Origin of the sequence: Echinicola salinicaeni (assembly GCF_014280965.1) — a bacterium.
GTDB lineage: Bacteria > Bacteroidota > Bacteroidia > Cytophagales > Cyclobacteriaceae > Echinicola > Echinicola salinicaeni.
Genome location: NZ_JACODZ010000008.1, coordinates 228,490 through 253,613, shown reverse-complemented (window position 1 = coordinate 253,613; position 25,124 = coordinate 228,490). Strand labels below are relative to the sequence as shown.

General features: G+C 37.3%; 21 protein-coding genes and 2 tRNA genes. 18 read left to right on the top strand and 5 right to left on the bottom strand.

Features of this window, described 5'->3' with window-relative positions; all coding sequences use genetic code 11:
- The first annotated feature begins 118 nt into the window (after window positions 1-118).
- Together H7U17_RS16790 and H7U17_RS16785 are read left to right on the top strand one after the other, a co-directional pair.
- Window positions 119-191 (top strand) — tRNA-Thr (locus H7U17_RS16790).
- A gap of 51 nt (window positions 192-242) precedes the next feature.
- Window positions 243-315: transfer RNA gene (locus H7U17_RS16785), tRNA-Thr, on the top strand.
- Window positions 316-990: 675 nt separating this feature from the next.
- Here the strand turns inward: H7U17_RS16785 and H7U17_RS16780 are convergent.
- A complete protein-coding gene (locus H7U17_RS16780; RefSeq protein ID WP_186757909.1) occupies window positions 991-1,581 on the bottom strand; it encodes a hypothetical protein in 591 nt (196 codons plus the stop codon).
- 27 nt (window positions 1,582-1,608) lie between these two features.
- Window positions 1,609-2,151: a DUF4136 domain-containing protein gene (locus tag H7U17_RS16775; protein ID WP_186757908.1), complete on the bottom strand. Its 543-nt coding sequence runs from the start codon at window positions 2,149-2,151 to the stop codon at window positions 1,609-1,611.
- Between the two features lie 438 nt (window positions 2,152-2,589).
- Between H7U17_RS16775 and H7U17_RS16770 the strand changes: the two genes are divergently transcribed.
- Both H7U17_RS16770 and H7U17_RS16765 read left to right on the top strand, forming a co-directional pair.
- On the top strand, window positions 2,590-5,067 hold the full coding sequence (locus tag H7U17_RS16770; protein WP_186757907.1) for a PIG-L family deacetylase: 2,478 nt from the start codon (window positions 2,590-2,592) through the stop codon (window positions 5,065-5,067).
- A 93-nt stretch (window positions 5,068-5,160) separates the two neighbouring features.
- Window positions 5,161-6,867, top strand: coding sequence for a sodium:solute symporter family transporter (locus H7U17_RS16765; protein ID WP_186757906.1), 1,707 nt, complete (start codon window positions 5,161-5,163; stop codon window positions 6,865-6,867).
- An 81-nt stretch (window positions 6,868-6,948) separates the two neighbouring features.
- Here H7U17_RS16765 and H7U17_RS16760 read toward each other — a convergent pair whose 3' ends face one another.
- Entirely contained in the window at window positions 6,949-7,800 is an 852-nt protein-coding gene (locus tag H7U17_RS16760; protein WP_186757905.1) for a DUF2911 domain-containing protein, read from the bottom strand.
- Window positions 7,801-7,893: 93 nt separating this feature from the next.
- On the opposite strand from H7U17_RS16760, the gene H7U17_RS16755 reads away from it, so the two are divergent.
- The 3 genes from H7U17_RS16755 to H7U17_RS16745 are packed head-to-tail and all read left to right on the top strand — an operon-like array spanning window position 7,894 to window position 10,277.
- Window positions 7,894-8,502, top strand: a complete 609-nt coding sequence (locus H7U17_RS16755) for a DNA-3-methyladenine glycosylase (RefSeq protein WP_186757904.1) — start codon at window positions 7,894-7,896, stop codon at window positions 8,500-8,502.
- On the top strand, window positions 8,503-9,423 hold the full coding sequence (locus H7U17_RS16750) for a 2-hydroxyacid dehydrogenase (protein ID WP_186757903.1): 921 nt from the start codon (window positions 8,503-8,505) through the stop codon (window positions 9,421-9,423). It begins immediately after the preceding gene.
- A gap of 20 nt (window positions 9,424-9,443) precedes the next feature.
- Entirely contained in the window at window positions 9,444-10,277 is an 834-nt protein-coding gene (locus H7U17_RS16745; protein WP_186757902.1) for a universal stress protein, read from the top strand.
- On the opposite strand, the gene H7U17_RS16740 is transcribed toward H7U17_RS16745, so the two are convergent.
- Window positions 10,278-11,009 carry a tetratricopeptide repeat protein gene (locus tag H7U17_RS16740; protein WP_186757901.1) on the bottom strand — a complete coding sequence of 244 codons (732 nt, stop codon included), beginning with the start codon at window positions 11,007-11,009 and terminating at the stop codon, window positions 10,278-10,280. It lies immediately after the preceding gene.
- A gap of 218 nt (window positions 11,010-11,227) precedes the next feature.
- Here H7U17_RS16740 and holA point away from each other — a divergent pair, with 218 nt between their 5' ends.
- The 9 genes from holA to trmB all read left to right on the top strand — a co-directional run bounded on the left by holA (window position 11,228) and on the right by trmB (window position 21,936).
- On the top strand, window positions 11,228-12,250 hold the full coding sequence (holA, locus tag H7U17_RS16735) for a DNA polymerase III subunit delta (RefSeq protein WP_186757900.1): 1,023 nt from the start codon (window positions 11,228-11,230) through the stop codon (window positions 12,248-12,250).
- Between the two features lie 15 nt (window positions 12,251-12,265).
- A complete protein-coding gene (locus tag H7U17_RS16730; RefSeq protein ID WP_186757899.1) occupies window positions 12,266-15,253 on the top strand; it encodes a tetratricopeptide repeat protein in 2,988 nt (995 codons plus the stop codon).
- A 29-nt stretch (window positions 15,254-15,282) separates the two neighbouring features.
- Window positions 15,283-16,965: a TonB-dependent receptor domain-containing protein gene (locus H7U17_RS16725; protein ID WP_186757898.1), complete on the top strand. Its 1,683-nt coding sequence runs from the start codon at window positions 15,283-15,285 to the stop codon at window positions 16,963-16,965.
- Between the two features lie 109 nt (window positions 16,966-17,074).
- Window positions 17,075-17,911, top strand: coding sequence for an SPOR domain-containing protein (locus H7U17_RS16720; RefSeq protein ID WP_186757897.1), 837 nt, complete (start codon window positions 17,075-17,077; stop codon window positions 17,909-17,911).
- Window position 17,912: 1 nt separating this feature from the next.
- On the top strand, window positions 17,913-18,608 hold the full coding sequence (locus tag H7U17_RS16715) for a MotA/TolQ/ExbB proton channel family protein (RefSeq protein ID WP_186757896.1): 696 nt from the start codon (window positions 17,913-17,915) through the stop codon (window positions 18,606-18,608).
- Between the two features lies 1 nt (window position 18,609).
- Window positions 18,610-19,002: an ExbD/TolR family protein gene (locus H7U17_RS16710; protein ID WP_186757895.1), complete on the top strand. Its 393-nt coding sequence runs from the start codon at window positions 18,610-18,612 to the stop codon at window positions 19,000-19,002.
- Window positions 19,003-19,007: 5 nt separating this feature from the next.
- On the top strand, window positions 19,008-19,976 hold the full coding sequence (locus H7U17_RS16705) for an energy transducer TonB (protein ID WP_186757894.1): 969 nt from the start codon (window positions 19,008-19,010) through the stop codon (window positions 19,974-19,976).
- 6 nt (window positions 19,977-19,982) lie between these two features.
- Window positions 19,983-21,275, top strand: a complete 1,293-nt coding sequence (locus H7U17_RS16700; RefSeq protein WP_186757893.1) for a bifunctional folylpolyglutamate synthase/dihydrofolate synthase — start codon at window positions 19,983-19,985, stop codon at window positions 21,273-21,275.
- Between the two features lies 1 nt (window position 21,276).
- Complete coding sequence (gene trmB / locus H7U17_RS16695; RefSeq protein ID WP_186757892.1) at window positions 21,277-21,936, top strand: tRNA (guanosine(46)-N7)-methyltransferase TrmB; 660 nt, start codon at window positions 21,277-21,279, stop codon at window positions 21,934-21,936.
- A gap of 50 nt (window positions 21,937-21,986) precedes the next feature.
- On the opposite strand, the gene trpF is transcribed toward trmB, so the two are convergent.
- A complete protein-coding gene (gene trpF / locus H7U17_RS16690) occupies window positions 21,987-22,613 on the bottom strand; it encodes a phosphoribosylanthranilate isomerase (protein ID WP_186757891.1) in 627 nt (208 codons plus the stop codon).
- Between the two features lie 163 nt (window positions 22,614-22,776).
- Between trpF and H7U17_RS16685 the strand changes: the two genes are divergently transcribed.
- The gene (locus tag H7U17_RS16685; protein WP_186757890.1) at window positions 22,777-23,454 is read left to right on the top strand and encodes a hypothetical protein; all 678 of its coding nucleotides are present in this window, start codon (window positions 22,777-22,779) and stop codon (window positions 23,452-23,454) included.
- Complete coding sequence (locus H7U17_RS16680) at window positions 23,441-25,093, top strand: S8 family peptidase (RefSeq protein WP_186757889.1); 1,653 nt, start codon at window positions 23,441-23,443, stop codon at window positions 25,091-25,093. Before H7U17_RS16685 ends, H7U17_RS16680 begins: the two co-directional genes overlap by 14 nt.
- The last annotated feature ends 31 nt before the right edge of the window (window positions 25,094-25,124 follow it).

The following is a 25,124-nucleotide window of genomic DNA, read 5'->3' as shown; positions in this document are numbered from 1 at the left end:
CACTCGCAATAAGGGAAAAGCCCGAGCAAAAAAAGCCTTGAGATTTCAAGATTATTTGAAAGACTAAAGCAAAAGTCACCTTATCCCGATAACTATCGGTATGGGAACATAAAAAAAAGCCTCCTTAGCTCAGCTGGTAGAGCAACTGACTTGTAATCAGTAGGTCGTTGGTTCGATCCCGACAGGAGGCTCTATTTCTTATTAATTTATTATTTCGGTATTGATTTACTGGATAATAAAATGCCTCCTTAGCTCAGCTGGTAGAGCAACTGACTTGTAATCAGTAGGTCGTTGGTTCGATCCCGACAGGAGGCTCAAAAGGACAGTATAACAGCTGTCCTTTTTTTTGTATATGTCAATTTTTAGTGTTCACATACTGTACTCAAAATTCAGGACCAAGCCGAAAAACTGGGGGAAAACAGTCTATTTTAGCTTTGATATGCACTATTTATTAAATACCGCTTATTTATGGACCCAGATTGCAAATCTGGACCAGGAAGAGAGTTTATGAACAAAAAAGAGGGCTAAACCCAGCTTTGCCCTAGCTTTACCCCAGCTTTGATACAGCTTTGCCCCAGCTTTGGTATTAGTTTGGGGCAAGGTTGGACCAAGCCGAAAAGTCGGGGAAAAACAGTCTATTTTAGCTTTGATATGCGCTATTTATCAACCACAGATGGATAAAGATGAACACGGATATTTATTTATAATGCATCTGTGTTTCCTTTTACGCAATTGACTGTCTAGGCAGGTCTGTAACTTCAACTACACTTAATCTGACAAGGGTAGACAAAATTTAAGTTTGAAATTATTCACCCCCAGAAATATTGCTTAATCCAAAATCCATTGAAACTTTTTACATTGGATTAATCAAGTGTTAATTTGTTTCTTAAATGAAAAGTAATTGACACAAAAAAGAGCCGATGTAAAAACCGGCTCATCTTGTCAGATAAAAAACTTTCCTCTTTTTTGATTAAGCTTATTTTACCATAATCAATTCGCTGGAGGTAAAAATCCATCTACTCTCATTTGCTTATATGATTCGTTAAGAATATTTTTCACCGTTTTTTCAACAGAACTTGGATTTACTGTAGAGCTGATACCAGACCAAACTAGCTCATTCTTTTCAAGGGAATATAGACTGACTTCAATCAAATAATTAGTGTTTTCTTGGTAATAGCCAGGATCATAGTAGCCTCCCCAGTAATAACTATACCTCCCGTAGTATCCTCCCGTATAAGAACCAGGGACATAATTTTGGGTTTTTTCTTTGTCCACTAGTTTTAGTATCAATACTCCGTCAATATTTTGATCTTTCAAGATATCCCCACTTTTTTCTTTGTCCATAGACACTTCCTTGCTATTGAGGACTTGATATGATGGGACAAAAATTGGATTTTCTCTTGCAAGTTCATCTTCTGCTTGTCTTCTCGCTGACTCTGTACTGGCCATTACTACAGCCAAAATTTTTGAAAATTTGGTGTTCTGGGTATTTGCTCCAGGTTCTTTCCAAGAACTTACTATTGAAGTGCTGCTAGAACAAGCCATCATTAGTAAAAGGAATAAAATCCATAAGTTTTTCATAGCGTTAAGGTTAGTTTTAAAAGAATTTTAATGGTCTAAATCAGATAATAATTTCTTTGTTCCCTCTTTGATGTTTTTATAGGCTCGGTTTTCATTATCAGATACAATACCTTCAGCAACCCCTTTCCACATCAAGTTTTCAGTTTTTGCATCTACCAAGTCTAAGGTAAAAGTACCTTCATTATATCGTCCAACTTCTACTTCTTGTACTTCCCAATGGTACCTTCTTTGCCCGATATAGGTTGGAGGGTCACTTCTTAGGTCTGTTTCTCTAGTTTGGATTTTTTCTTCTAGTACTATGCCGATATTGACTAAAAGTTCAGGGGTAACTGTATCTCTTTTCAAGCCTAAATCACGAAATTCTTCTCCTATGGCTTCTTTTATCCAATCTACACGTTTTTCAAATTCTGGCATCTGGTCGATTTCAAGGTCTGTTTGATAAAAATCAAAACTTTCATAATTATTGATATGAAAGTTCTCATCTGAATTGATGTCAATGACTTTTCCTGCAGAGCAGCTACTGAACAAATAAATAATAGTAGCAATGGCAATTAGACTTTGTTTATTCATAATGTTTTAGTTTGAAACTTGGTAAACAAATTCCCAATAGAGGTTAATGATTCAAATAAATTCTAAGTATGTTTCTATATATGTTTTCTTTTGCCGTTGATAAATAAATTAAGAATGTTTAATGATATTTTACTAAAAATACGAATAAAATTAGCTACCTATTGAATTAATAAACTTGATATGCCAAATATTCAGTAATAATTGGAGGAAAATTGTCAGTATCGAATTTTGGACATCATTTTTTTGAGTTTGCTTATCTGATTTTATTTTGCCTCATTTTACCTTAATACTAAGGTGCTAGGCTAGATTTATATTCCAACGATGGTATGTTCTTAAGCCATATAAATGACAAACCTTTAATCTCCAATACCACTTATATAAAAGTGTTTTATCATATATAATGGTTATTTTAGATTCGATTTTATAAGACCATACTTTATGAAGCTAAAAACCCGATTACTATTTTCACTTATTTTGATTTCTATTTTTGGCCAAGCTGCTGCCGAAAAAATCACCCCTCAACCTTCATCTTATATATTTCATCAATTATTAAGGTTAAATGAAACCAAAAGAGTGCTGTATATAGCTGCTCACCCAGATGATGAAAACACAAGATTAATAGCTTATTTAGGTAATAAAGAACATGTTCAGGTGGGCTATTTATCGCTGACAAGGGGAGATGGAGGACAAAATCTTATTGGTAAAGAATTAGGTGTAGAATTGGGAATGATCAGGACTCAGGAGCTTTTGAAAGCAAGGAAGACAGATGGGGGACAACAGTTCTTTTCCAGAGCAATAGATTTTGGATATAGTAAGAATCCCTCTGAAACCCTTAATAATTGGGATAAGGAAGAATTACTTTCAGATGTGGTATGGGTCATCCGGAATTATCAGCCAGATATCATTATCAATAGGTTCAATACCATTCCAGGTACCACCCATGGCCACCATACCACTTCTGCTATTTTATCTACTGAGGCTTTCAAAGCGGCTGCAGATCCGAATGTTTTTCCCAAACAACTGGATAAAGTAGATACTTGGGAAACCAAAAGAGTATTTTGGAATGCCTATAATTGGGGAGGACCGTATGAGCCATCAAAGGATGCTATTTATCATTCTTTTCCAGTGGGAGAGTATAATGATCTATTGGGTACTAGCTATGCACAAATAGCAGCTAATAGCCGGACCATGCACAAATCCCAAGGCTTTGGCTCAACGGCTTCAATTGGGCAGATTGAAGATATTATTGAATTGGTGGATGGGGAAAAATTTCAAAATGATCCTTTTGAAGGAGTAGAAAATCGATGGAACACAATTAAAGATGGAAAGGAAATTCAGTTGGCCCTAGATAAGGCGATTTCAAATTTTGATTTTGTTCATTTGGACAATAATCTGGCTAATCTACTCAAGGTAAAAGCGCTGTTGTATCAAGTCAAAAGTAAAGAAAAGTGGATTAAAGAGAAAAAAGCACTTATTGATGAAATAGTTGTGAATACGCTAGGGCTAAAAATGGAGCTTTTAGCAGACAAACAAGAGGCTTATGTTGGAGAAAAGGTGAATACAACCTTTATTTTTAATAATCCATCCTCAATTCCAGTGGAAGTGAATAAAATAGACGTCCAGGATGGAAATCATGATTTGAACAAAACAGTCTCAAATAATGAGGTTTTGAGGGAAAGAATGCAGCTGTCCTTCGTAACTAGTAACAATGTTTCTCAGCCTTATTGGATAGAAAAAGAACCAAAAGGCAAGCTTTATAACGTAACAGACCAATGCAAGATAGGTATGGCATTCAATAAGCCAACTATTTTAGCTAAGGTTAGTTTCAATATTGATGGACAGCAATTTCAACTTGATGTGCCTTTAAAGTATAAATATAATGATCCGGTTGATGGCGAGATCAACCAACCTTTTGTTTTGATTCCTGCCATTCAGTTGAGCATTGAACAAGATCAGGTTTACGCCATTGCTGGCAAGCCCGCAATTTTTACTATTAGTGTAAAATTTAAAGATAAACTAGTTCCTGGAAGCTTGGAACTATTAGGCTTGTCGCAAAGTGCCTATAAGATTATATCGGAGGATAAGAATCAAAACGATAAAACAATTACTTATCAAATCAGTATCAATGGTGATGCAAAAATAGGCAAGACCAGCATAACAGCTCAGTATAAGACTAATGGTGGTAAAACCTATGATCAAGGAGTAAGGCATATCAGTTATAAGCATATTCCTGAACTGACTTATTTTCCAAAAGCAAAATTTGATTTAATTAAACTTGATCTGAAGATCAGTGATCAAAAGATAGCCTATATTCCAGGGGCAGGAGATGATGTTCCCCAGGTATTGCAGAACCTAGGATATTCGGTATCAATTTTGGAAAGTGGAAGTTTTGATGAAGCAAGGCTGTCAGGTTTTTCAACTGTCATAATAGGAATCAGAGCCTTTAACGTCAATGAGCAATTGGTCAATCAGTTTGACGAATTAATGAAATATGTTGAAAACGGGGGGAACTTGATTGTCCAATACAATACCACCGCTTCATTGATGACAGATCAGTTGGGCCCCTATCCTTTTGATATTACCCGGAAAAGGGTAGCGGTTGAAAATTCACCTGTAATGGTGGACTTCAAAGCCCATTCGGTTTTGCAAGGGCCTAATCCCATAAGTATGGAGGATTTTGAAGGATGGGTACAGGAAAGAGGTTTGTACTTCCCAGATAATTGGGACAAGCAATACGTTACGCCACTTACCATGAATGATCCAGGTGAAAGTGCAAGTAAGGGAAGTCTCCTTTTGGCAAAATATGGGAAAGGAACGTATACCTATTCAGGGATTTCTTGGTTCAGGTTGTTGCCTGCAGGAGTTCCAGGGGCAATTAAACTTTTTGTTAATCTAATAGAGCAAGGTAATGAATAAGCCATCGGTAAACTGGAATAAATTGTATGCTTTATTAATACTGGTCTTGGCGGGCTTGATACTTTTGTTTTATACTATTACCAAATATTATTCATGAGTTATTTTGATTGGATTGTCCTTTTTGGAACCTTGATCGCCATTATCGGTTATGGTGTATACAAAACCTATGGACCAAAGGATATGGACAGCTACCTTAAGGGTGGGAATGAACTTGGATGGTGGACTATAGGTTTGTCCATAATGGCCACTCAAGCTTCAGCTATTACCTTTTTGAGCACACCTGGGCAGGCTTATCAAGATGGGATGCGATTTGTGCAGTTCTATTTTGGCTTGCCTATAGCCATGATTATCCTTTCTGTGACCTTTCTTCCCATTTATTATAAGTTAAAGGTTTATACAGCCTATGAATTTTTGGAGTCAAGGTTTGATTTAAAAACCAGAACCCTTGCTGCCTTTCTATTTTTGATCCAAAGGGGGCTTGCTGCTGGCATCACGATTTATGGGCCTGCAATTATTCTGTCTACTTTGCTGAATTGGAACCTTACTTTTACCAATGTTTTCATTGGTCTGGTGGTGATTATCTATACTGTCTCAGGAGGTACCAAAGCAGTTTCAATAACTCAGAAACAGCAAATGACTGTCATGATGGGAGGGATGATATTAGCCGGGCTTTTGGTGATCAATATGCTGCCTATTCCTTTCAACGATGCCATGCATGTGGCTGGAAAAATGGGGAAATTGAATATTGTCAACTTTGAGTTTGATTTGGGTGACAGGTATAATTTCTGGTCAGGTATTACTGGGGCTTTATTCTTGTTTTTGTCTTATTTCGGCACTGATCAATCTCAGGTACAAAGGTATCTTAATGGGCGTTCTCTGAAGGAAAGCAGGATGGGGCTGATTATGAATGGCTTTTTGAAAGTCCCTATGCAGTTTATTATCTTATTTATTGGGGTAATGGTATTTGTGTTCTATCAATTCTATGAACCGCCCATCTTCTTTAATAAGGTACAAACAGAAAAATTGGCCAAAAGTGAATATAAGGATGATTTTAGCCAACTTGAAAAAGCCTATACTGATGCGTTTGAAGAAAAGAATTCAGCCATATTTTCCATGATTGAGGCCGAAAACTCAGGAGATGAGGGCAAGGTAGAAGAGTTGAAGGTTCAGATTGGAAAAAGTCAACAAAAGCAGGAAGACATAAGAGATGATGTAAAAGCGCTCATACTAAAAAATGAACCAAAAGCGGAAACCAGGGATACGGATTACGTGTTCATGCGCTTTGTAATGGATTACCTGCCTTCAGGTGTGGTGGGGCTTTTATTTGCAGTAATATTTTCAGCGGCCATGTCCAGCACAGCTTCAGAACTGAATGCTTTGGGTTCTACATCCACAATGGATATTTACAAACGTTCCATTAATAAAAACAAATCAGATAGACATTATACGCTTTCCTCTAAATTCCTCACTGCAGTTTGGGGAGTATTTGCGATACTATTTGCTACCTATGCCACATTGTTTGAAAACCTAATTCAGGCAGTAAACCTATTGGGCTCACTATTTTATGGGACAATTTTAGGAATATTTCTAGTAGGTTTTTATATGAAATGGGTGAGGGGAAATGCGGTTTTTATAGCTGCATTAATTACAGAGGTGATCATATTATTGATCCATTGGAAAAATGAGAGCGAGTTTTTAGGTATAAATATTGATATTGGCTATTTATGGTACAATGCCATAGGTTGTCTGTTAGTAATGGGGCTATCAGCAGTTATTCAGCTTTTCAATTCTAAAGACTAATTGGCTAAGATTGATCACTTATCTATAAATATAAAAGACCAGGATTTTACTAATCGTGGTCTTTTATATTAAAAATGTCTCTTACTTAATCGATTTGATCAATCTCTCATTGAGGCCTACATAATCCATGTTTTTAGCCTCTCTGGCCATTTCACTTGAAAGACTTGCACTTTCTATGGCTTCGTCTTTCATACCCAGTTTATCTTCTATTTTTGCCTTCAAATGCATAGTCCAATATTTGGGATCAGCCTCCACTGATTTTTCTATCCATTGGTGGGCAGTCTTTAAGTCTTTGTCCTGGGAATAATAATACGAGGCTGCTTGGTAAAGCAAGCCGGGGTTATCAGAATTTTGGTCAATAACCAAATCTTGAATTTGACTCATTACTACTGGTTCCACTTCAGTTTCAATATTAAAACTGATGGCAGTTTTTTCCCAATTTAAATTCAAAGTTGCCCCCGAGTCCGTGAGTTTATTGAAACTGATTTCCATGGTTTCATAATCCCTACGGCTTTTCTCTGCTGGGACTGTAAATCTCAGTACATCATTTTCTGCTGTGTAGCCTATAGATCCCCACAATTCAAGATTATCTGAGAGGATGATCGTCCACTCTTTTTTGTTGGGAATACTATAAAGTGCATAAGTGCCAGCAGGTAGTTTTTTCCCTTCAATGATGACATCTGTATTGAATGAGATTTTGGTGCTGGCATTGGCTCCAGTTCTCCATACTTCACCATACGGAACTAGTACTCCGAATATTTTTCGACCTTTTACACTTGGTCGACTATATTCTATTTTTACATCAGTTAAGCCTATTTTTTGGCTGATAGTAGCTGAAGGACTTGCTTGTGGCATTTGGATTTGCTGGGCAACTGCTGTAAAAGTAGCAGTCATGGTTAGTAGCAAAATGAAGATGCTGACTCTTAGGTTCATAGATGATTTGAATTGGTTTAATTATAAGAAGTAATATTAATGACTTTTTTATTTTTGCTAAATTATGGATATTATCGTGATATAGTATTAGAGATGAAAGATATTAAAGTTCTTGCTAAAGGATTCTTTTTAGACAGGAATGTAACTGAAATCGCCAAGGACCTTTTAGGGAAAATTATTGTTTCAGAATTAGACGGAAAGATTACTACCGCTAAAATAGTTGAAACTGAGGCCTATGACGGCAACGTTGATAAAGCCTGCCATGCATTTCCAAACAAGTTAACGCCAAGAACTGCAGTAATGTTCAAAGAAGGAGGAAGAAGTTATGTTTATTTATGCTATGGAATCCACTATCTCTTGAATATTGTTACGCATGAAGAAGGAGATGCAAGGGCTGTCCTTATCAGGGCGGTAGAGCCTATCTCGGGAATTGATATTATGCAAGAAAGGAGGAAAGTGAGGAAACAACATGATTTGACCAATGGACCAGGTAAATTGACGAAAGCATTGGGCATCAGCGCTGAAAATAATGATTTGAGTCTTTGTAGTTCGGATACGGGCTTATGGATAGGAAGTAGGGAGGAATTGAGTGATTTTAAAATTATTACTACCAAAAGAGTAGGGATTGATTATGCAGAAGAAGATGCTTTATTGCCATGGCGTTATTATATTAAAGACAATCCATATATCAGTAAAAAATAGATGAGTTTATCAATTATTTCCCCGAGTAGAGATATTAGTCCTTGGTTAGAGATATTTAAAAAGGAGGCAGCAGAAATACCTCTTGAAATTTATCCTGACATACAAGAACCCGATAAGGTAGAAGTGGCCATGGTTTGGCAACATCCGAAAGGGGCTTTATCTCCATTCAAAAATTTGAAATTAATTTGCTCAATGGGAGCCGGTGTAGATCATATTCTGGGAGATGAAACCATAGATAAGACCATTCCAATTTGCAGGATTGTAGATCCAATGTTGACTTTTTCCATGACCAATTATGTGGTGATGGGTGTACTCAATTATCATCGTCAAATTCAACGGTTTTTGGCAGATAAGGAAAACCAGAAATGGGATATGAGTCAGCCTGAACTACCAGTAAAAATTGGCGTCCTCGGTGTTGGTGAACTGGGTGGAGATGTCTTGGATAAATTAGATTATATGGGATTTGAGGTGTTTGGTTATGGAAATAGACCAAAAGATAATTTCAAATATCCCTATTTTTATGGCGATCAATTGGGAGCCTTTCTAAATGAAATTAATGTATTGGTTTGTTTATTACCATTGACTCCAAAAACGGAGGGGTTTTTAAATACAGCATTATTTAAGCAGTGTAATAAAGGAACGTATTTGATCAATGTAGCAAGAGGCCAACACCTTGTAGAGGAAGATTTAATACCTGCCATAGACAAAGGCTTACTTTCTGGAGCTTTATTGGATGTGTTCAGGAAGGAACCTTTACCTAAAGGGCATGATTTCTGGAGGCATCCAAAAATTACTTTTACGCCTCATATCGCTAGTGTGACTAATCCTAAGGCGGCTGCGCCTCAGATAATAGATAATTATTTTAGATTAAAAGAAAACAGACCATTGGTCAATCAGATTGACAGTGAAAGAGGTTATTAATAAGTAAATCCTGATTTGAAATGAGTACTTTTAAAATTTTATGTCCAACTGATTTTTCAGAATGCTCTTTAAATGCTATCGAGTATGCAGCAAAAATTGCAGAAAAATACCATGCTGATTTAATCTTGTTTCATGTTCCTGACATGGATGATTATAAGAAACTCTTCCGGAAACCAAAGGAAGAATTATGGGAGTTTGTTCAAAAAAAGATGGATAGTCTGGTCAATGAAGTGCTCCTAGAATGCTCTGATAAAGGCATTAATTCATGTAAAGCTGAAATTAAAGAAGGGAAAACCGTTCCTGTAATTATTGATTTTGCTGAGGAGAACAATATTGATCTGATCATTATGGGAACTGAAGGGGTAAATGATATCAAAACCAATTTCATAGGATCCAGGTCCAGTCAGGTAATAGATAAAGCTAATAAGGATGTACTTATCGTACCACGAAAAGTGTTTTTTAAGCCTCCAAGAAAATTCGTTTATGCTACTGATTATGTAGAGGAAGATAAATTAGCTATTCAAAAGGTAGTGGAAATGGCAGGTTATTTTGATAGCGAAATTGATATTGTCCATGTAGGAACAAAAAATAAAATCATTGATAAAGCCTTGCACCAGACGATGGTAGAAGAGATCAAGCCATTTATTAGTTATGAAAAAATGAGTTATGTGCTTAAGACCTACCGAGATGAACCAGGGCTGGGACTTGAGAATTATCTGATTATTGCCAAAGGGGATATTTTGGTTACTCTAAGCAAGAAAAAAAGCTGGTTTGACCAGCTTTTTACAAGTAATTTATCGAGGAAGATGTCCTATTTTATCAATAAACCATTAATGGTTATCAAAAGTGTCTAATTATTTCTTGCCTCCAAATTTTGATTTGATAAAGGCTAAAAACTCTGCTCTGGTGCCTTTATCGACCAGGACTTTTGCTACAGTTTTCCAGTAGTTTTGAAAAGAAAGTGAGTTTTCAGCTTTTTCTTCGTTTCCAATAGATGAAGTGGATGATACGGATTCTTTTTCAGGTAATTCAGTTTGCTCTTTTTTTGTAGGGGCAGAGGTGCTTTTATACTCCTTTGGCTGATAGCCTACCAGGTTGTCGGCCTTATCAAAGCTTTCTTTTGAACGTTTTTTATAGCCCAGTTTCTCCTCTACTATACCTTTATTATTATAGGACACTGCATCCTCCGGGTCTAATTCAATGGCCTTTTCATAATCTGCTATAGCCCCTTCCAAATCGCCGGCACGATCTTTTAGAAAGGCACGGCTTGAATATCTGTAGGGGTTATTGGGATCAAGGTTAAGCGCCCTGTCCAATTCTTTCAAGGCCTCCTCATTTCTTTTCATCAAATGGAGGACCACAGCCCTGTCACTAATATAATCCGGATTAAAGTTATCTACTTCAATGAGCTGGTTAAAATCTGTCAATGAAGCTTCAAGTTTTCCTAGTCTGGAGAGGATTCTTCCCCTATGAAGCAGTAAAACTGGCTCTTTGGGGCTTTGAATGATCAGTTGATCAAAAATTACCAATGCCTCTTCAAATTTACCTTCTTTATAATAGGAGATACCCTGATTAATATCACTCACGATGTATTTGTTTTTTTATATGCTTCAAAATTAATAACATTATACTTAACAGGCTATGTCCCGAAGAAGTTTATTCATCAGTGAAATTTCCGATATTTTGGCTTGACTTCTGTTTAGTTGTATTGACTAAAGGTTAATGGTTAAATATCACAGTATAATGGCTGTATATTATTCCTATCATGCCAATAATTTCTATATTTGAGTAGAAATATAGAATTATGCCAAACCAACCTGAAGCAGTCTTAAAGGAGTTGAAAAGCGGGAAATATGCTCCCGTTTATTTTTTACAGGGAGACGAGCCTTATTTTATAGACCAAATCACCAATTATATTGAGCAGCACGCCATTCCTGAGCATGAGAAAGGTTTCAACCAGATAATGATGTATGGCAAAGATGCCACAATGAATCAGGTTTTGACCAATGCCAGGCGTTTTCCTATGATGGCAGAGAGGCAGGTAGTTATAGTAAAAGAAGCTCAGAATTTACCTGATTTGGGAAAGGAAGCTGGTGACAGTCTGCTAATAAATTATCTTTCCAATCCTCTTCCCAGTACCATTTTGGTTTTTGCCCATAAGTATAAGGTGCTGGATGGTAGAAAAGCTCTGGCCAAGGATTTGGATAAGAAAGCAGTATTGGTTAAATCAGATAAGGTGCCTGAGTACAAACTTTCTCCTTGGATAGATGGATATCTTAAAAGCAAGGAATTCAGTATTGAGCCCAAGGCATGTCAGATCATTGCTGAATCGATTGGGAATAATCTCGAGGTGCTGACCAATGAAATTGATAAGATGTTGATCAATTTCAGTGAGCCTGTTCAGATCAACAGTAATCATATCCAGCAATATATTGGGATCAACAAAGATTACAATAATTTTGAGCTGACCAAGGCTTTAAGCTTCAGGGATGTACTGAAAGCCAATAAAATCATCAACCATTTTAGCCAGAATCCTAAATCCAACCCATTGATTCCAATAATAGCCTTGTTATACCTTCATTTTTCCAGGCTTTTATTGGTGCATTCCAACAGGAAACTAGGGGAAAGGGAACTTGCCGGTAAGCTGAAGGTTAATCCTTTTTTTATGAAAGAATACATGATTGCCTCCAAAAATTACCCAATAGGCAAGGTTATTGATAATATAGGATATTTGAAAGAAGCAGATCTTCGTTCTAAAGGTATAGATGCCAATGGAATGACTGAGGCAGAAATTCTTAAAGAACTCATATTCAAATTGATGCACTAGTTTGTGAACTTTACCATGAGAAAAATATTATTATTATTGCTGACCACAGGCTGTATTTATCAAGTCAATGCCCAATCAGGATTATACCAAAAAGGGTTGGACAAAAAGATAGATGATGCCTTTGAGCTTTTTGATAAACATCAATACAGTGCTTCAAAACTGGAGTTTGAAAACCTGAAAGAGGAAAATCTAAGCCCTTCCCAACGCATTGATGTGGAATATTATCATGCAGTTTCCGCTTTGAGGACGGATAATCCTGACGGCCCTTCTCTTGTAGAAAATATCACCAATAATTATCCTACAGACCCCAAGGCCAATGAAGCAGCTTTTTTACTAGGGGATTATTATTTTGAAAAGCGACATTATAAGGAAGCCATTGGGCATTATAATAAAGTAAATGTTGATGTCATTAGTTTGGAAGAACGTTCTAAGGTTTATTTTAAGACTGGATATGCCTATTTTCAATTGAAAGATTATGTCAATGCAGCAAGGTATTTTGATCCTGTTAAGAAGATGCAGACTTCCTATACTGCGGATGGATTTTATTATGGAGGTTATGTAGCACTTCAGCAAGGTAAATACGATCAAGCTATTGCAGATTTCAAGCAAGCAGATAGGTATCAAGTTTATCAAAGTAAAGTTCCTTATATGCTCTCAGAGCTTTATTATAGACAAAAGCAATATGAAGAGCTGATTGCTTATGCCACGCCAATAACCCAATCCAGAAATAATTTGGACCGCAAAGGAGGAATTTATCTGTTGTTGGCTGAGGCTTATTTTGAAAGAAGAGATTTTACCAATGCAGCTACCTATTACGATGCTTTTACAAAAGCAGGTGGTGGGCAGATGAGCAGGGAACAAATGTACAAGGCTGGTGTAGCCCAATTCAAAGTGCAAAAATATCAGGAAGCGACTAATTACTTTAAAAAAGTTGCTTTGGAGAAAGACCGGTTGGGACAAGTTTCCAGTTATTATTTAGGTCATTCCTATTTGAAATTAAACAATCCTCAATTTGCTTCAACCAGCTTCAATGCTGCTTATAAAAGTACCTATGATGCCGCCATCCAGGAAGAATCATTATTTAATTATGCAAAGCTAAGCCTAGAGAAAGGGAGCTTTCAGGAAGCTGTGAATGCTTTGGATAATTATCTGAATAATTATTCCAGTGGTGCAAATAGATCAGAAGCTGAAAATTTGCTCAGTGATGCCTTGATCAATACCAATAATTATTTGAGGGCCATCACACATATAGAAGGGATGGAGAATAAATCTCCAAGGATCAGGGCGGCCTACCAAAAGGTAACCTACTTCCAGGGAGTGACCTATTACAGAAACAAGCAATATAAAAATGCGATCACGTATTTTGACAAATCCATCACTTATCCGATAGATAAAACCATCGTACATGAAGCTTTTTATTGGAAAGCTGAAGCATATGCTGCAGACGGTAATCTAAACCAAGCAATCAAAGCGTATGAACAAGTGACCAATATGCGCTTGACCTCCTTGGACCCAGCCTTGATCAGAAGTTATTATGGTTTGGGCTATGCTTATTTTAATACCAAACAATACGCAAAGGCAGAAAAACAATTCAATAACTATATAAGGCAAATCAAAAAAACGGATATCAAAGGATATTATGATGATGCACTTATCCGATTGGGGGATTCATATTATATCCAAAAGAAGTTTGACGATGCATTAAGTACTTTTAGAAGGGCGATTAATGAAAGAAATAAATCTGTGGACTATGCACATTATATGGCAGGGGTAGTACTAAACTTCCAAAATAGAAACAGAGAGGCGATAGCTGAATTGGACAAGGCTATAAGCCAATATCCAAATAGTTTGTATAGGGATGATGCGATTTTTCAAAAGGCCCAGATCAATATGGAAGAGTCCAATTATCAAGCGGCAAGGGCAGGTTTTTCTGCATTGATCGATCAAAGTCCAAATAGTCCCTTTGTACCTTTTGCATTAGAGAGTAGGGCGATAGCGAATTATTCTTTGAAAAATTATGATGAGACCATCAATGATTACCAAAGAATACTGAGCAGATACCCTAATTCAAGCAATGCCGATGCAGCTTTGGTAGGCCTGCAGGAGGCGCTTTCACTTCAGGGACGGTCTGGAGAATTTTCCAATTATCTTTCTGAATACAAGAAAGCCAATCCAAGTAATGAAAGCTTACAAAGTGTAGAGTTTGAATCTGCAAAGAACCTGTTTTTTAGCCAGTCCTATCAGCAGGCCATTCAAGCCTTTGATAACTATCTGAAAGCTTATCCTAATTCTGGAAATAAACAGGAAGCTTATTTCTTTATGGGAGATGCCTATTATCGTTCCGGGCAAAAGGAAAAGGCCTTGGCCACCTTTTATGAATTAGAAAAAATGGGGGCTTCCACTCAAAGAACTAAGGCGGTCCAAAAAATAGCAGAAATTGAACTTGAGAATAAACAATATAGAAAAGCAATACCTTATTTCTTGAGCAGTGCAAAATCAGCACGGGATAGGATTGAAGAATATGAGGCATTTAAAGGACTGATGACTTCCTATTATGAAATTGACAATTATGATTCTGCTAGTTTCTTTGCAGACAAAGTCATTGCATTGGGGGATATCACCACGGACGCCCAGGCCAATGCACAGTTGATAAAGGCCAAATCACTGATTAAAACTGGAAATACTGCAGGTGCACAAGATGAATTGATGGTGCTGATCAATGAAAGTGAAAGCATTCAGGGTGCTGAGGCCCTTTTCTTATTGGCCACTTCATTAAATGAAGCAGGGAATCACACCCAATCGAACGAAACCATATTTAGCTTCTCAAATAAATATGCTGTTTATGATTATTGGTATGGAAAATGCTTCTTACTGCTAGCTCAAAACTACCTTGCTTTGAATGAAAACTTCCAGGCAAAGGCCACTTTGGAGTCTATTATAGAGAATTCTGAAAATCAAGAAATTAAAAAAGAGGCCCAAGAATTATTAGGTACCATTCAATAATTTTTCTTGAATAAACTGTTGAAATAGAGATGAATAAATCGTTGATAATTATATGTTTATTGTTTTTGGGGAATGCCTCTTTGGCGATTGCTCAGGACAATAGGGGCAGTGAACGGGGAGAGGTCACCAATGCGGAATTTGTTATTAGAAAAGACCGTATTTTGAGTTTACCCACAAGACCTAGAAATTTTGAAAGTGCGCCTAATATACCACAGCCAGATGGGTTGGGGAATTTTAGTTATGATGTTAGGGATTTCTTCTTCACTTTGGATCCAAGTATTTCTGAATTGAAGCCCTATCAAAAAAGATTTCCTTCCACTACTCAAGCCCTTAATCACGGTTTGGTAAAATTGGGTTATGGAAATTATCAGTCACCTTTGGCAGAACTTCATATTAATAATGTTGAAAGTGACTACCTTAATTTCGGAGTTTTTCTAAAGCATCAGGGGTTTTATGAGGGTCCGGTAGATAAGGAAAACTCAGCAGAGGATCATACTAATGTCCGTTTGAGCGCAAGTTATTTTGCTGAATTTTTTGAGGTGTTTGGTAAGCTAGGATATGACAGGGATAGGTACCATTTTTATGGATACGCACCAGGCACGGAGGTAACAGCAGATGAGATCCAACAGTTGTTCCATAGTATCTATGGACAAGCCGGTATTAGGAATATTGAAAAGGACGATCCTCTTAACTATGAATTGAAATTGGGAGCAAGACTTTTCAATGATGATTATGATGCAAGAGAGCATGAAATCAATTTTTCAGGAAAGACATATTATCTTTTTAATGATGAAACTAAGGCAGGGGTTGATTTAGAAGCCTTTTTAACGTCTCCTTCAGATATTACCTATTCAGATATAAATAGGAATTACGTGAAATTTGCTCCTTATATAAGATATCAAAATGAAAGTTTTGAGGTTAAGGCTGGAGCTAATATGGTAGTTGAGAATGATGTATATGAAAATAAAGGAAGCGATTTTCATATTTTCCCAAGTGTTGAAGCAAGCTATAATCTACAGGAGGAATTTGCCTTGTATGCAAGTTATATAGGTGATGTAAAGAGAAATACTTATTACAGTTTTGCCATGGAAAATCCCTATTTAGGTCCGAGTGACCAGTTGTTGAATTCCATACAAAACTTCAAAGCTGAAGGTGGAATCAAGGGGAGTGTTGAAGATGCTTTCACCTATAAATTAGGGGTTGCCTACGGGGATTATGAAAATATGCACTTTTATGGAAATAGTATGAATGATAGTACTAGGTTTCAAATTGTTTATGATGATACCCAAGTGTTAAACTATACTGGATCACTGGGATATAGCTTTGGTAGTCAATATCAAATCAATGCTTCGGCCAATTATTATCATTATATGTTTGAGGATGATGAAAATGTAGATTTCGAAAGAGGAGCATGGCAAAAGCCTAAATGGGAAATCAATGTGCATAATACTTTCACGCCAAATGACAAATGGTTGATACAAGCTGGACTGGATATGATGGGTGGGATCGATGTGATTAACTTCACAGGAGCTGATAATACAGATACGCTTAGCCCGATCATTGATTTGAATGCTAAGGTAGATTATAAAATTACTGATAGGTTTTCCGTGTTTGCCAAGGGCAATAATTTGTTGAACCAAAAAAATGAAAGATATTGGAATTATCAATCCCGTGTAATTCAGGGGGTTGGTGGTTTAACCTTTAAGTTTTAACTTGACTTAAAGCAAAAATTTAAGCGTAATTATTACTCGTAGCTTTATTGAGTAATTGCAGGTTTTATCTTAGCTTAGCAATTTAATCCACCAATAAAAAAAGAAGATAATGGCTAAAAAGGATCAGGATAAACATTCAAAAAGGAAAGAAGAAGACAAGGATTTTGGTTTGCCAGAAATCAAAATCACACCTATTTCTAGCGAAGAAGAAAAGCCTGAATCTAAAATAACGCCTGTTCCAGAGAAAAAAGTAGAAGAGGAGAAAACTAAAGCACCTGAAAAAGAGAAGAAGGAAACTCCTCCAGTTGTAATCCCTGAGGCAAGCTCGCATGAGGAGAAGGTGGAACATAAGGAAGAAAAAACCGAACCTAAAGAAGAGAAAAAGGAGAGCGTTCCAGTTGCTGCCACAAATACTACCCTAGGTACAGCTGGTGAAAAGCCAAATATAGAAGACAAAGAAGAAGAAAAGCGTAATAGTAAAGCTTGGCTGATTATCCTGTTGATATTCTTGTTGGGCATTATTGGTTATTCTGTTTACTATTTTGTAGGAGATGGAGATAGTGAAGACGTGGAGTCCTATTTGACTGAAGAAGCAGAGCCAATAAGTCCTATTGAACCAGCAGAAGAGGAGGAAGTTGTCGAGGAAGTTCCTGCAGCTCCAGTTGAAGCAGCACCAGAAACACCGAGTCTTACACGAATAAGTGAAAAGGGAGACAGTCCAAGGTATTTGGTGACAGTGGGGGCATTCATTGATGGTGATTTGGCTAAGGACTTTTCTGACCGATTAAATAAAAAAGGATATAACACCTATATTATACAACCGGGCTATGGTTCATCGTTTTATAAACTGGCTATAGCAGATTTTGACAATGTGGTAGATGCCACGGCCCTGATCAACGAAGAGCAGGCCAATTTTGAAGAAACTTTATGGGTTTTTAAATACTAATATGATATTACTACAGACTTTATCAACCAATGATTCATTGGTTGCGGATTCCCTTTCCGTGATGGAAAGCAGTACTGAAAGTATTGGCCTAATGGATTTAATGATTAAAGGAGGCTATATGATGTTGCCTTTGTATGCATTATTTGTGTTGGCAGTATTTATTTTTGTAGAGAGGTTGATTACTTTGAAAAAGGCCGCCCAAACACCAAAAGGGATGGTAGATCAGGTGAAAATGATGGTACAAACCGGCGATATTGGTGGGGCGAGAATGATCTGCCAGGGGGAAGATACCCCTGTGGCCAATATGATTGCCAAAGGCTTGGACAGGATAGGAAGTCCATTGAAAAATATTGAAGTGGCCATTGAAAACGTTGGTAAGATAGAGATATATAAGTTGGAGAAAAATCTCAGCCTATTGGCTACTGTATCAGGTGCTGCGCCTATGATTGGTTTCTTGGGAACTGTTGCAGGGATGATCAGGGCGTTTATTGGTGTAGCCCAAGAAGAAGGCATGGTTTCTCCTAAATTACTTTCTACAGGTATTTATGAGGCCATGATCACTACTGCAACTGGTTTGATGGTGGGGATTATAGCTTATTTAGGTTATAATTATCTCGTGACAAGAGTATCTAAGTTGATCCACAATATGGAATATACTACTGTGGAGTTTATGGATTTATTGCAGGATAAAAAATAATATGGCACTACAATCCAAACATAAGGTAGATGCGGCATTCAGCATGTCTTCAATGACAGATATAATTTTTCTGTTGTTGATCTTCTTTATGCTTACCTCTTCCTTTATCACCCCTTCAGGACTGCCTGTAAATCTACCTAGTAGTGAGGCATCTGATATAGTGATGCAGGAAGTGACTGTTACCGTTACCAAAGACTTGAAATATTCCGTGAATGACAAAATTATCAGTCGTGAGGAAATTAAAAATGAGCTTACCAAGTTATTAAAAGGTAAGGATGGACAGGTTGTTTTGCATATTGATAAAGAAGTGCCTGTAGAATACCTAGTAGAAATAGGAGGTATAGCAGCATTATTGGAAGCCAATGTTTCTATTGCTACCAAACCCTATAAATAAAAAGAATGGAAGTAGAGGGTATCAATAAGGGAGAACTGGATAGTAAAAAGAAAGCTACCATTATTACCATCATAGTGAATATTTTGGTATTGGTGGCCATTTATTTTATCGTGGTTTGGAGGCCACCTGTTCCCCCTATGGCTGAATTTGGGCTTGAATTGAACCTTGGATTCACCGATACTGGAAGTGGTAATGAACAAACTGATGCGCCACCATCGGAAAGCAAAGAAATCAATACTGATAGTCCTGCACCAGGAAATCCTGTGGAGCAGGTAACAGAGCCTGTACAACCTGTGGTACAGCCACAGCCAAAACCAGCTACTAAGCCCAAACCTTCTGAATCTAAAAGTAGCCTTGAAACCAAATCAAATGTAGTAAGTCCTTTAAAGGGAAGTGAGAAGACTACCGAGGCGAATAAAGAAACCAATAAACCAGAAGAAAGTGCCAAGCCGGTTACCGAACCGGTAGAAAAGAAAGAAGAGCAAGTTGAAGAAAAGATTGAGGAGCAGGTAGAAGAAAAGCCCAAGATTGATCAGAGGGCTATTTTTGGGGCATCTGGAAATAAAGGCACGAGCAAGGAGGCTACAGAAGGCAGTAAGCAGGGTAATTCTACACAAGAAGGAGATGAAGGAAACCCTGAAGGTACTATTGATGGTCGGTCTATTTTACAGTCTGGAGGAGGTAATGCAGGAAATGGATCAGGTTATAACTTGGATTTAGCGGGATGGGATTTTGCCAGCAAACCCAATATTCAGGATAGGGTATCTAACCGAAGTGGTAGAATCGTATTCAAAATAGTTGTGGATGATAATGGCCGAATTGCCCAGGCCATACCTTTGGAATATAATGTAAGCAATGAAGTATTGGCGTATTACAGAAGTGTGGTCAATAAGCTTAATTTTAAGAGAAAAAGCGGCAACCCAACCGCTGAATATTCTGAAGGGAAAATTACCTTTATTATCAAAGTAGATTAGTAGAACATGAATTATCAGGAAACGTTGGACTATCTGTTCAATGCCTTGCCCATGTTTCAAAGGATTGGTGCGGCTGCCTTTAAAAAGGACCTAAGCAATACCATAAAGCTTTGTGAACACTTAGGAAATCCTCAATATCAATTCAAATCTATACATGTAGCTGGAACAAACGGTAAAGGGAGTTCCTCACATGCTATTGCTGCTGTTTTACAGGAGGCAGGTTATAAGGTTGGCCTTTATACTTCACCGCACCTTAAGTCTTTCACTGAGAGGATCAAAGTCAATGGGCAAGAAATTTCAGCTGATAAGGTCGTAGAATTTGTTGCTGAACATAAAGGATATTTGGATGAATTGAAGCCAAGTTTTTTTGAAATGACAGTAGGCATGGCATTCAAACATTTTGCATATGAAATGGTGGATTATGCTGTGGTGGAAGTAGGTATGGGAGGTAGGTTGGACAGTACCAATGTCCTACAACCTGAACTCTGCTTAATTACCAATATTGGCTTGGATCATACTCAGTTTTTGGGAAATACTTTAGGAGAAATTGCTGTTGAAAAAGCAGGAATTATTAAGTCCAAAACACCGGTTGTAATCAGCCAAAGCCAAGAGGAGACAAAACCTGTTTTTGAAAAAATAGCTGAAGAGCGTTCTGCCCCGATATGTTTCGCGGATCAGAATTATTTTATTTCGTTCAAAGGTTTAATTAATAATGGTTTGTTATCTGAATATCAGGTTTTTTATAATGGTTATGAAAGCTTTGTTTCAATTGATCTTTTAGGCAGGTATCAGTCCAAAAACCTAGCTGGAGTTTTAATGTGTATAGCGCTACTGAGAGACCAAGGTCTTGCAATAGAGGATAAACATATCCAAAAGGGATTGGCTCATGCATCAAAAATTACAGGTTTGAAAGGGAGGTTCCAAAAATTGCAGGAAGCACCTTTGGTCTATTGTGATACTGGCCATAATGTAGATGGGATTGGGATGATTATGGCACAAATACAGGAAATGGATTTCCGCAAATTGCATATGATTTTAGGGATGGTCAATGATAAGGATCTTGGGGAGGTTTTGAAGTTGCTGCCAAAAGATGCCGAATATACTTTTTGCCAGGCCAATATTCCTAGGGCTTTGGAAGCGGAGCAACTTAAAGAACAGGCGGAAAAGCAAGGATTAAAGGGGGGAGTGATTAAAGATGTTAATGAAGCTTTGGCCGAAACGATAAAAAAAGCGGATAAAAAGGACTTAGTTTTTGTTGGAGGAAGTACCTTTGTAGTCGCAGAAATTGAAAATTTATAAAATGGGTAGAAATAAACTTGCTAGGTTTAAAGCCAATGAAGAAAACAGGAATGTAGTTCAGGAAGGCAAAGAGATTTTTGAAAAGATAAAAGGGAACTGGAACAAAGAGCAGTTTCAAAATGATCATCCTATAGTAGTTGAATTGGCCTGTGGAAGAGGGGAGTTTACCGTTGGATTTGCAAGACACTATCCTGAAAGGAATTTTATAGGTGTGGATATCAAGGGCTCTAGAATCTGGAAGGGAAGTACTATCGCCATTTCGGAAGGTCTAGATAATGTAGCTTTTCTTAGAACCCAGATCGAGCACTTGGACAAGTTTTTTTCTGAAGGTGAAATCAGTGAGTTATGGATTACATTTCCAGATCCCAGACCTAGAGACGGTGATGAAAAGAAAAGACTCACGAGTCCTAGATTTTTGGAACTGTATAAGCCAATGATCAAAAAAGATGGCATTATCAATTTTAAGACAGATAATACTGGTTTATTTGACTATACCTTGGCGTTGCTGAAAGAGAGGGAGGATATAGAGATTCTGGATTATACCCATGATTTTTATTGCTCGGAAATGAAGGATGAGCACCATGGAATTAAGACCAGGTACGAGGCCATGTTCAGTGCTAAAGGCGAAAAAATAAAATACCTGAAATTTAAGTTTAATTAATAATAAGGCCTCTGTGAATCAATTCAGAGGCCTTTTTACTGTTTTTATATTTAGTCTTCAATTTCCAATGCTTCCAAAATATCTGCCAATTCATCAAAGTCCTTCAAGCCTGGCTTGATTTCATCTCCACCTTTCATGGCAATACCCTTCACTTGCGTAGCCGATATAGTTTCGTCAATATGATCCGCATCAAGTCCAAAGCCCAGTAGAACATCACATTGTCCGGATAATTCCTTGACCAAAGCAGTGGTTTCTTCATTAAGCTTTAAGCTGGAAGATTCTAGAAGCAAGGTTACCTTATTATCCTTAAGGGATTCTGCTTTGTTAATAAGTTCTTTTAACTCATCCTTACTTTCTGTCCATTTATTCCAGATAATACTGTAGGAAGTATTCAGAAGCATTTGTAAATGATGCTCTTCGCTTACCTGTATATAGCTGATACCTTCATAATCTTTTATTGTCTCCAGAATTTTGTCAGGATGGGTAGTTTCAAATTCCGCCACATAGTCCAATCCTGAGAGCCAGTTGGTCATTTCTTTGAATTTCTCGGGAGAAAGGAAATTTTTATTGTTTTCCTCCAAGTTGAAGCCCATTAAATTCACGTACATACCTGCACAATAACGTGCGTCACTGAGGTTATTAACAGTACTTATTTTTACAAAAGTCTTAAGCGCCATTCCAAATAGGTTTTAGCAAATGATATAATTCTTGATTTTCGATCAAAGATAATCAGAAAAGGGGCTTTTTCTATATCATCCTATTATGCTTTGGATTTAGAAAAGCAAAACTGCCGATTTTCGGGATAAAAATGTATTTTTGTATACTACCTAATTTAACTGAATGAAGAAAGTTCTACCTTATGTATTACTGTTGTTTTTAACTTCCTGTCAGGATGATAACCCAGCCCCTGTGGAATTAGGCCTTGATTATATGCCCTTATCCGTTAATAGATTCTGGATATATGAAGTGGCCGAGACTATTTATTATGGAGAGTCAGATACTGAGTCCTCCAATTTTTTTTACAGGGATATTATTAGTAAAAGTAGTTTAGATGTAGAAGGTAATCTGGTTTATTTGGTAAACCGTGAGAAATCAACTAATCAATCTGATTGGGTAAATCACAGCGTTTATACGCTTCAGTTAAAAGAAAAATCCCTTCTGCGTTATTCAGATAATACGAAAGAAATTCCTTTAGTATTTCCTCCAAAAAATTACATCAGCTGGGATGGCAATATCTACAATAATCTTTCCAAGGATGAATTTAATTTAGAACTTATCAATGCCTACGAATTGAATAATAAGACTTTTCAAAGTGTGGCCAAGGTTTTACAAGAGGAGGAAGATGATAGGATTACCTTCAGGGATAATCGCTATGAAATTTATGCCAAAGGGGTAGGGATGATAGAAAAATATTATGAAGTGCTTAGTTACTGTTCCAGAAATGATTGTTTGGGTGAACAAATTGTTGATGGAGGTCGTACTACACATTTGAAACTTATCAGTAATGGGCAATACTAAAATTTGTTTTTTAATACTATCATGGATATTTCTTTCTGTATCATTGGGGTATGGCCAAGATAGGTATGTCGTAAAGTATAAGTACAAACCACAAACTGAATACAGTTTAGAAAGTCCTGAAGAATTTTTGACCCAAAAGGCCCTTGACAGAAGGGCCAGAGAGGGGGTTATGGCGGATAGTACGGATTTACCGGTATCAAGGAAGTATGTTGAAAAAGTTGGTGCGATAGTAGATGAAGTGATCTATAATTCAAAATGGTTTAATGCATCTGTTATAGTAGCGAGTGAGGATCAAGTAGAAAGATTGAAGGCTTTAGATTTTGTCTCTGAAGATGGAGTGGAGCTTATAGCAAAGAATTTTCATTCAAACGGAAATAATGGTAGATCCAATATTCTAAATTTCCCAATAAGTATTCAGGTTAGGACCAAAGGGAGTTCAGAGGATGATTATGCTTTTCAAAATGGGATTTTGGGCGTTCCTGATATGCATGGAGAGGGATTGACAGGGAAGGGGATTACGATAGCTGTCTTTGATGGTGGCTTTATGAATACCGATGAAATTGAAGGTATGAAGCATTTATTTGATGAAAACAAGATAATCGCTACGAAGGACTTTGTTTTGCCATGGTCTGATAATGTTTTTAGGACAGAAACACATGGTACCTCAGCCTTATCTTTGATTGCAGCCAATGACGTGAATACTTTGGTGGCAGGGGCTTATGATGCTGATTATATTTTGTGCATAACGGAAGATGTTACCTCAGAATATAGGATAGAAGAATATAACTGGGCCAGAGCAGCAGAATATGCAGATAGCTTGGGAACTGATATTATCAGTAGCTCATTGGGTTATAATTATTTCAATGATCCAGAGATGAATTACTCCAAGTCTGATTTGGATGGTGAAACCGCATTGATCACAAGAGCTGCTAATATTGCCTCAGAGAAGGGGATTTTGGTGGTGACCAGTGCAGGAAATGAAGGAGGAGGTTCAGCAACTACCATTACAGCTCCAGCAGATTCAAAAGGTGTTCTTTCTATAGGTTCAGTCAGCAAAGATTTGACTAGGTCTTCGTTTAGTTCCATTGGGCCGACTGCAGATGGCAGGATAAAGCCTGATTTAATGGCTTTGGGAAGTGGAGTCAGACTATGGAGGGGAAGCAACGCTACATCCACATCTAGTGGGACTTCTTTTTCTGCTCCGCAGATTTCTGCCCTTGCAGCTGGAATATGGCAAGGAAGACCAGAATGGACCAAGGATGAATTAGTTTATTATTTGCTGATGAGTGGTAGCAATTCAGATGAGCCTAATTCGGAATTGGGTTACGGTGTGCCAAATTTTGAATTGGCTTATTATGGTGAGATTTTGGATGTGGAGCTGAGCCCTGAAGTTTATGAAACCAAAATTTACCCTAACCCACTTGAAGGAAAAGAGTTATTTATAAAATTTGGCCATGAAGATCAATGCACCTATACACTGATCAATGGGAATGGTCAAATTATAAGTAAGGACATGCTCTCCCGAACTTCCAATAAAGATCCTTACGAATTAAAAATTAATTCATTGAATAAGGGATTATATATAATTGAATTGATAGAAGGAATATCCTCAGAAAGACATCCTATATTAATCAGGTAATTTGTTGATCTTCTTTTTAATAAGGCTCCAT

Bases quoted from the DNA above. Each gene is read 5' to 3' on its own strand.
- H7U17_RS16780 (WP_186757909.1), bottom strand. From the start codon at position 1,581: ATGAAAAACTTATGGATTTTATTCCTTTTACTAATGATGGCTTGTTCT.
- H7U17_RS16775 (WP_186757908.1), bottom strand. From the start codon at position 2,151: ATGAATAAACAAAGTCTAATTGCCATTGCTACTATTATTTATTTGTTC.
- H7U17_RS16770 (WP_186757907.1), top strand. From the start codon at position 2,590: ATGAAGCTAAAAACCCGATTACTATTTTCACTTATTTTGATTTCTATT.
- H7U17_RS16765 (WP_186757906.1), top strand. From the start codon at position 5,161: ATGAGTTATTTTGATTGGATTGTCCTTTTTGGAACCTTGATCGCCATT.
- H7U17_RS16760 (WP_186757905.1), bottom strand. From the start codon at position 7,800: ATGAACCTAAGAGTCAGCATCTTCATTTTGCTACTAACCATGACTGCT.
- H7U17_RS16755 (WP_186757904.1), top strand. From the start codon at position 7,894: ATGAAAGATATTAAAGTTCTTGCTAAAGGATTCTTTTTAGACAGGAAT.
- H7U17_RS16750 (WP_186757903.1), top strand. From the start codon at position 8,503: ATGAGTTTATCAATTATTTCCCCGAGTAGAGATATTAGTCCTTGGTTA.
- H7U17_RS16745 (WP_186757902.1), top strand. From the start codon at position 9,444: ATGAGTACTTTTAAAATTTTATGTCCAACTGATTTTTCAGAATGCTCT.
- holA (WP_186757900.1), top strand. From the start codon at position 11,228: ATGCCAAACCAACCTGAAGCAGTCTTAAAGGAGTTGAAAAGCGGGAAA.
- H7U17_RS16730 (WP_186757899.1), top strand. From the start codon at position 12,266: ATGAGAAAAATATTATTATTATTGCTGACCACAGGCTGTATTTATCAA.
- H7U17_RS16725 (WP_186757898.1), top strand. From the start codon at position 15,283: ATGAATAAATCGTTGATAATTATATGTTTATTGTTTTTGGGGAATGCC.
- H7U17_RS16720 (WP_186757897.1), top strand. From the start codon at position 17,075: ATGGCTAAAAAGGATCAGGATAAACATTCAAAAAGGAAAGAAGAAGAC.
- H7U17_RS16715 (WP_186757896.1), top strand. From the start codon at position 17,913: ATGATATTACTACAGACTTTATCAACCAATGATTCATTGGTTGCGGAT.
- H7U17_RS16710 (WP_186757895.1), top strand. From the start codon at position 18,610: ATGGCACTACAATCCAAACATAAGGTAGATGCGGCATTCAGCATGTCT.
- H7U17_RS16705 (WP_186757894.1), top strand. From the start codon at position 19,008: ATGGAAGTAGAGGGTATCAATAAGGGAGAACTGGATAGTAAAAAGAAA.
- H7U17_RS16700 (WP_186757893.1), top strand. From the start codon at position 19,983: ATGAATTATCAGGAAACGTTGGACTATCTGTTCAATGCCTTGCCCATG.
- trmB (WP_186757892.1), top strand. From the start codon at position 21,277: ATGGGTAGAAATAAACTTGCTAGGTTTAAAGCCAATGAAGAAAACAGG.
- trpF (WP_186757891.1), bottom strand. From the start codon at position 22,613: ATGGCGCTTAAGACTTTTGTAAAAATAAGTACTGTTAATAACCTCAGT.
- H7U17_RS16685 (WP_186757890.1), top strand. From the start codon at position 22,777: ATGAAGAAAGTTCTACCTTATGTATTACTGTTGTTTTTAACTTCCTGT.
- H7U17_RS16680 (WP_186757889.1), top strand. From the start codon at position 23,441: ATGGGCAATACTAAAATTTGTTTTTTAATACTATCATGGATATTTCTT.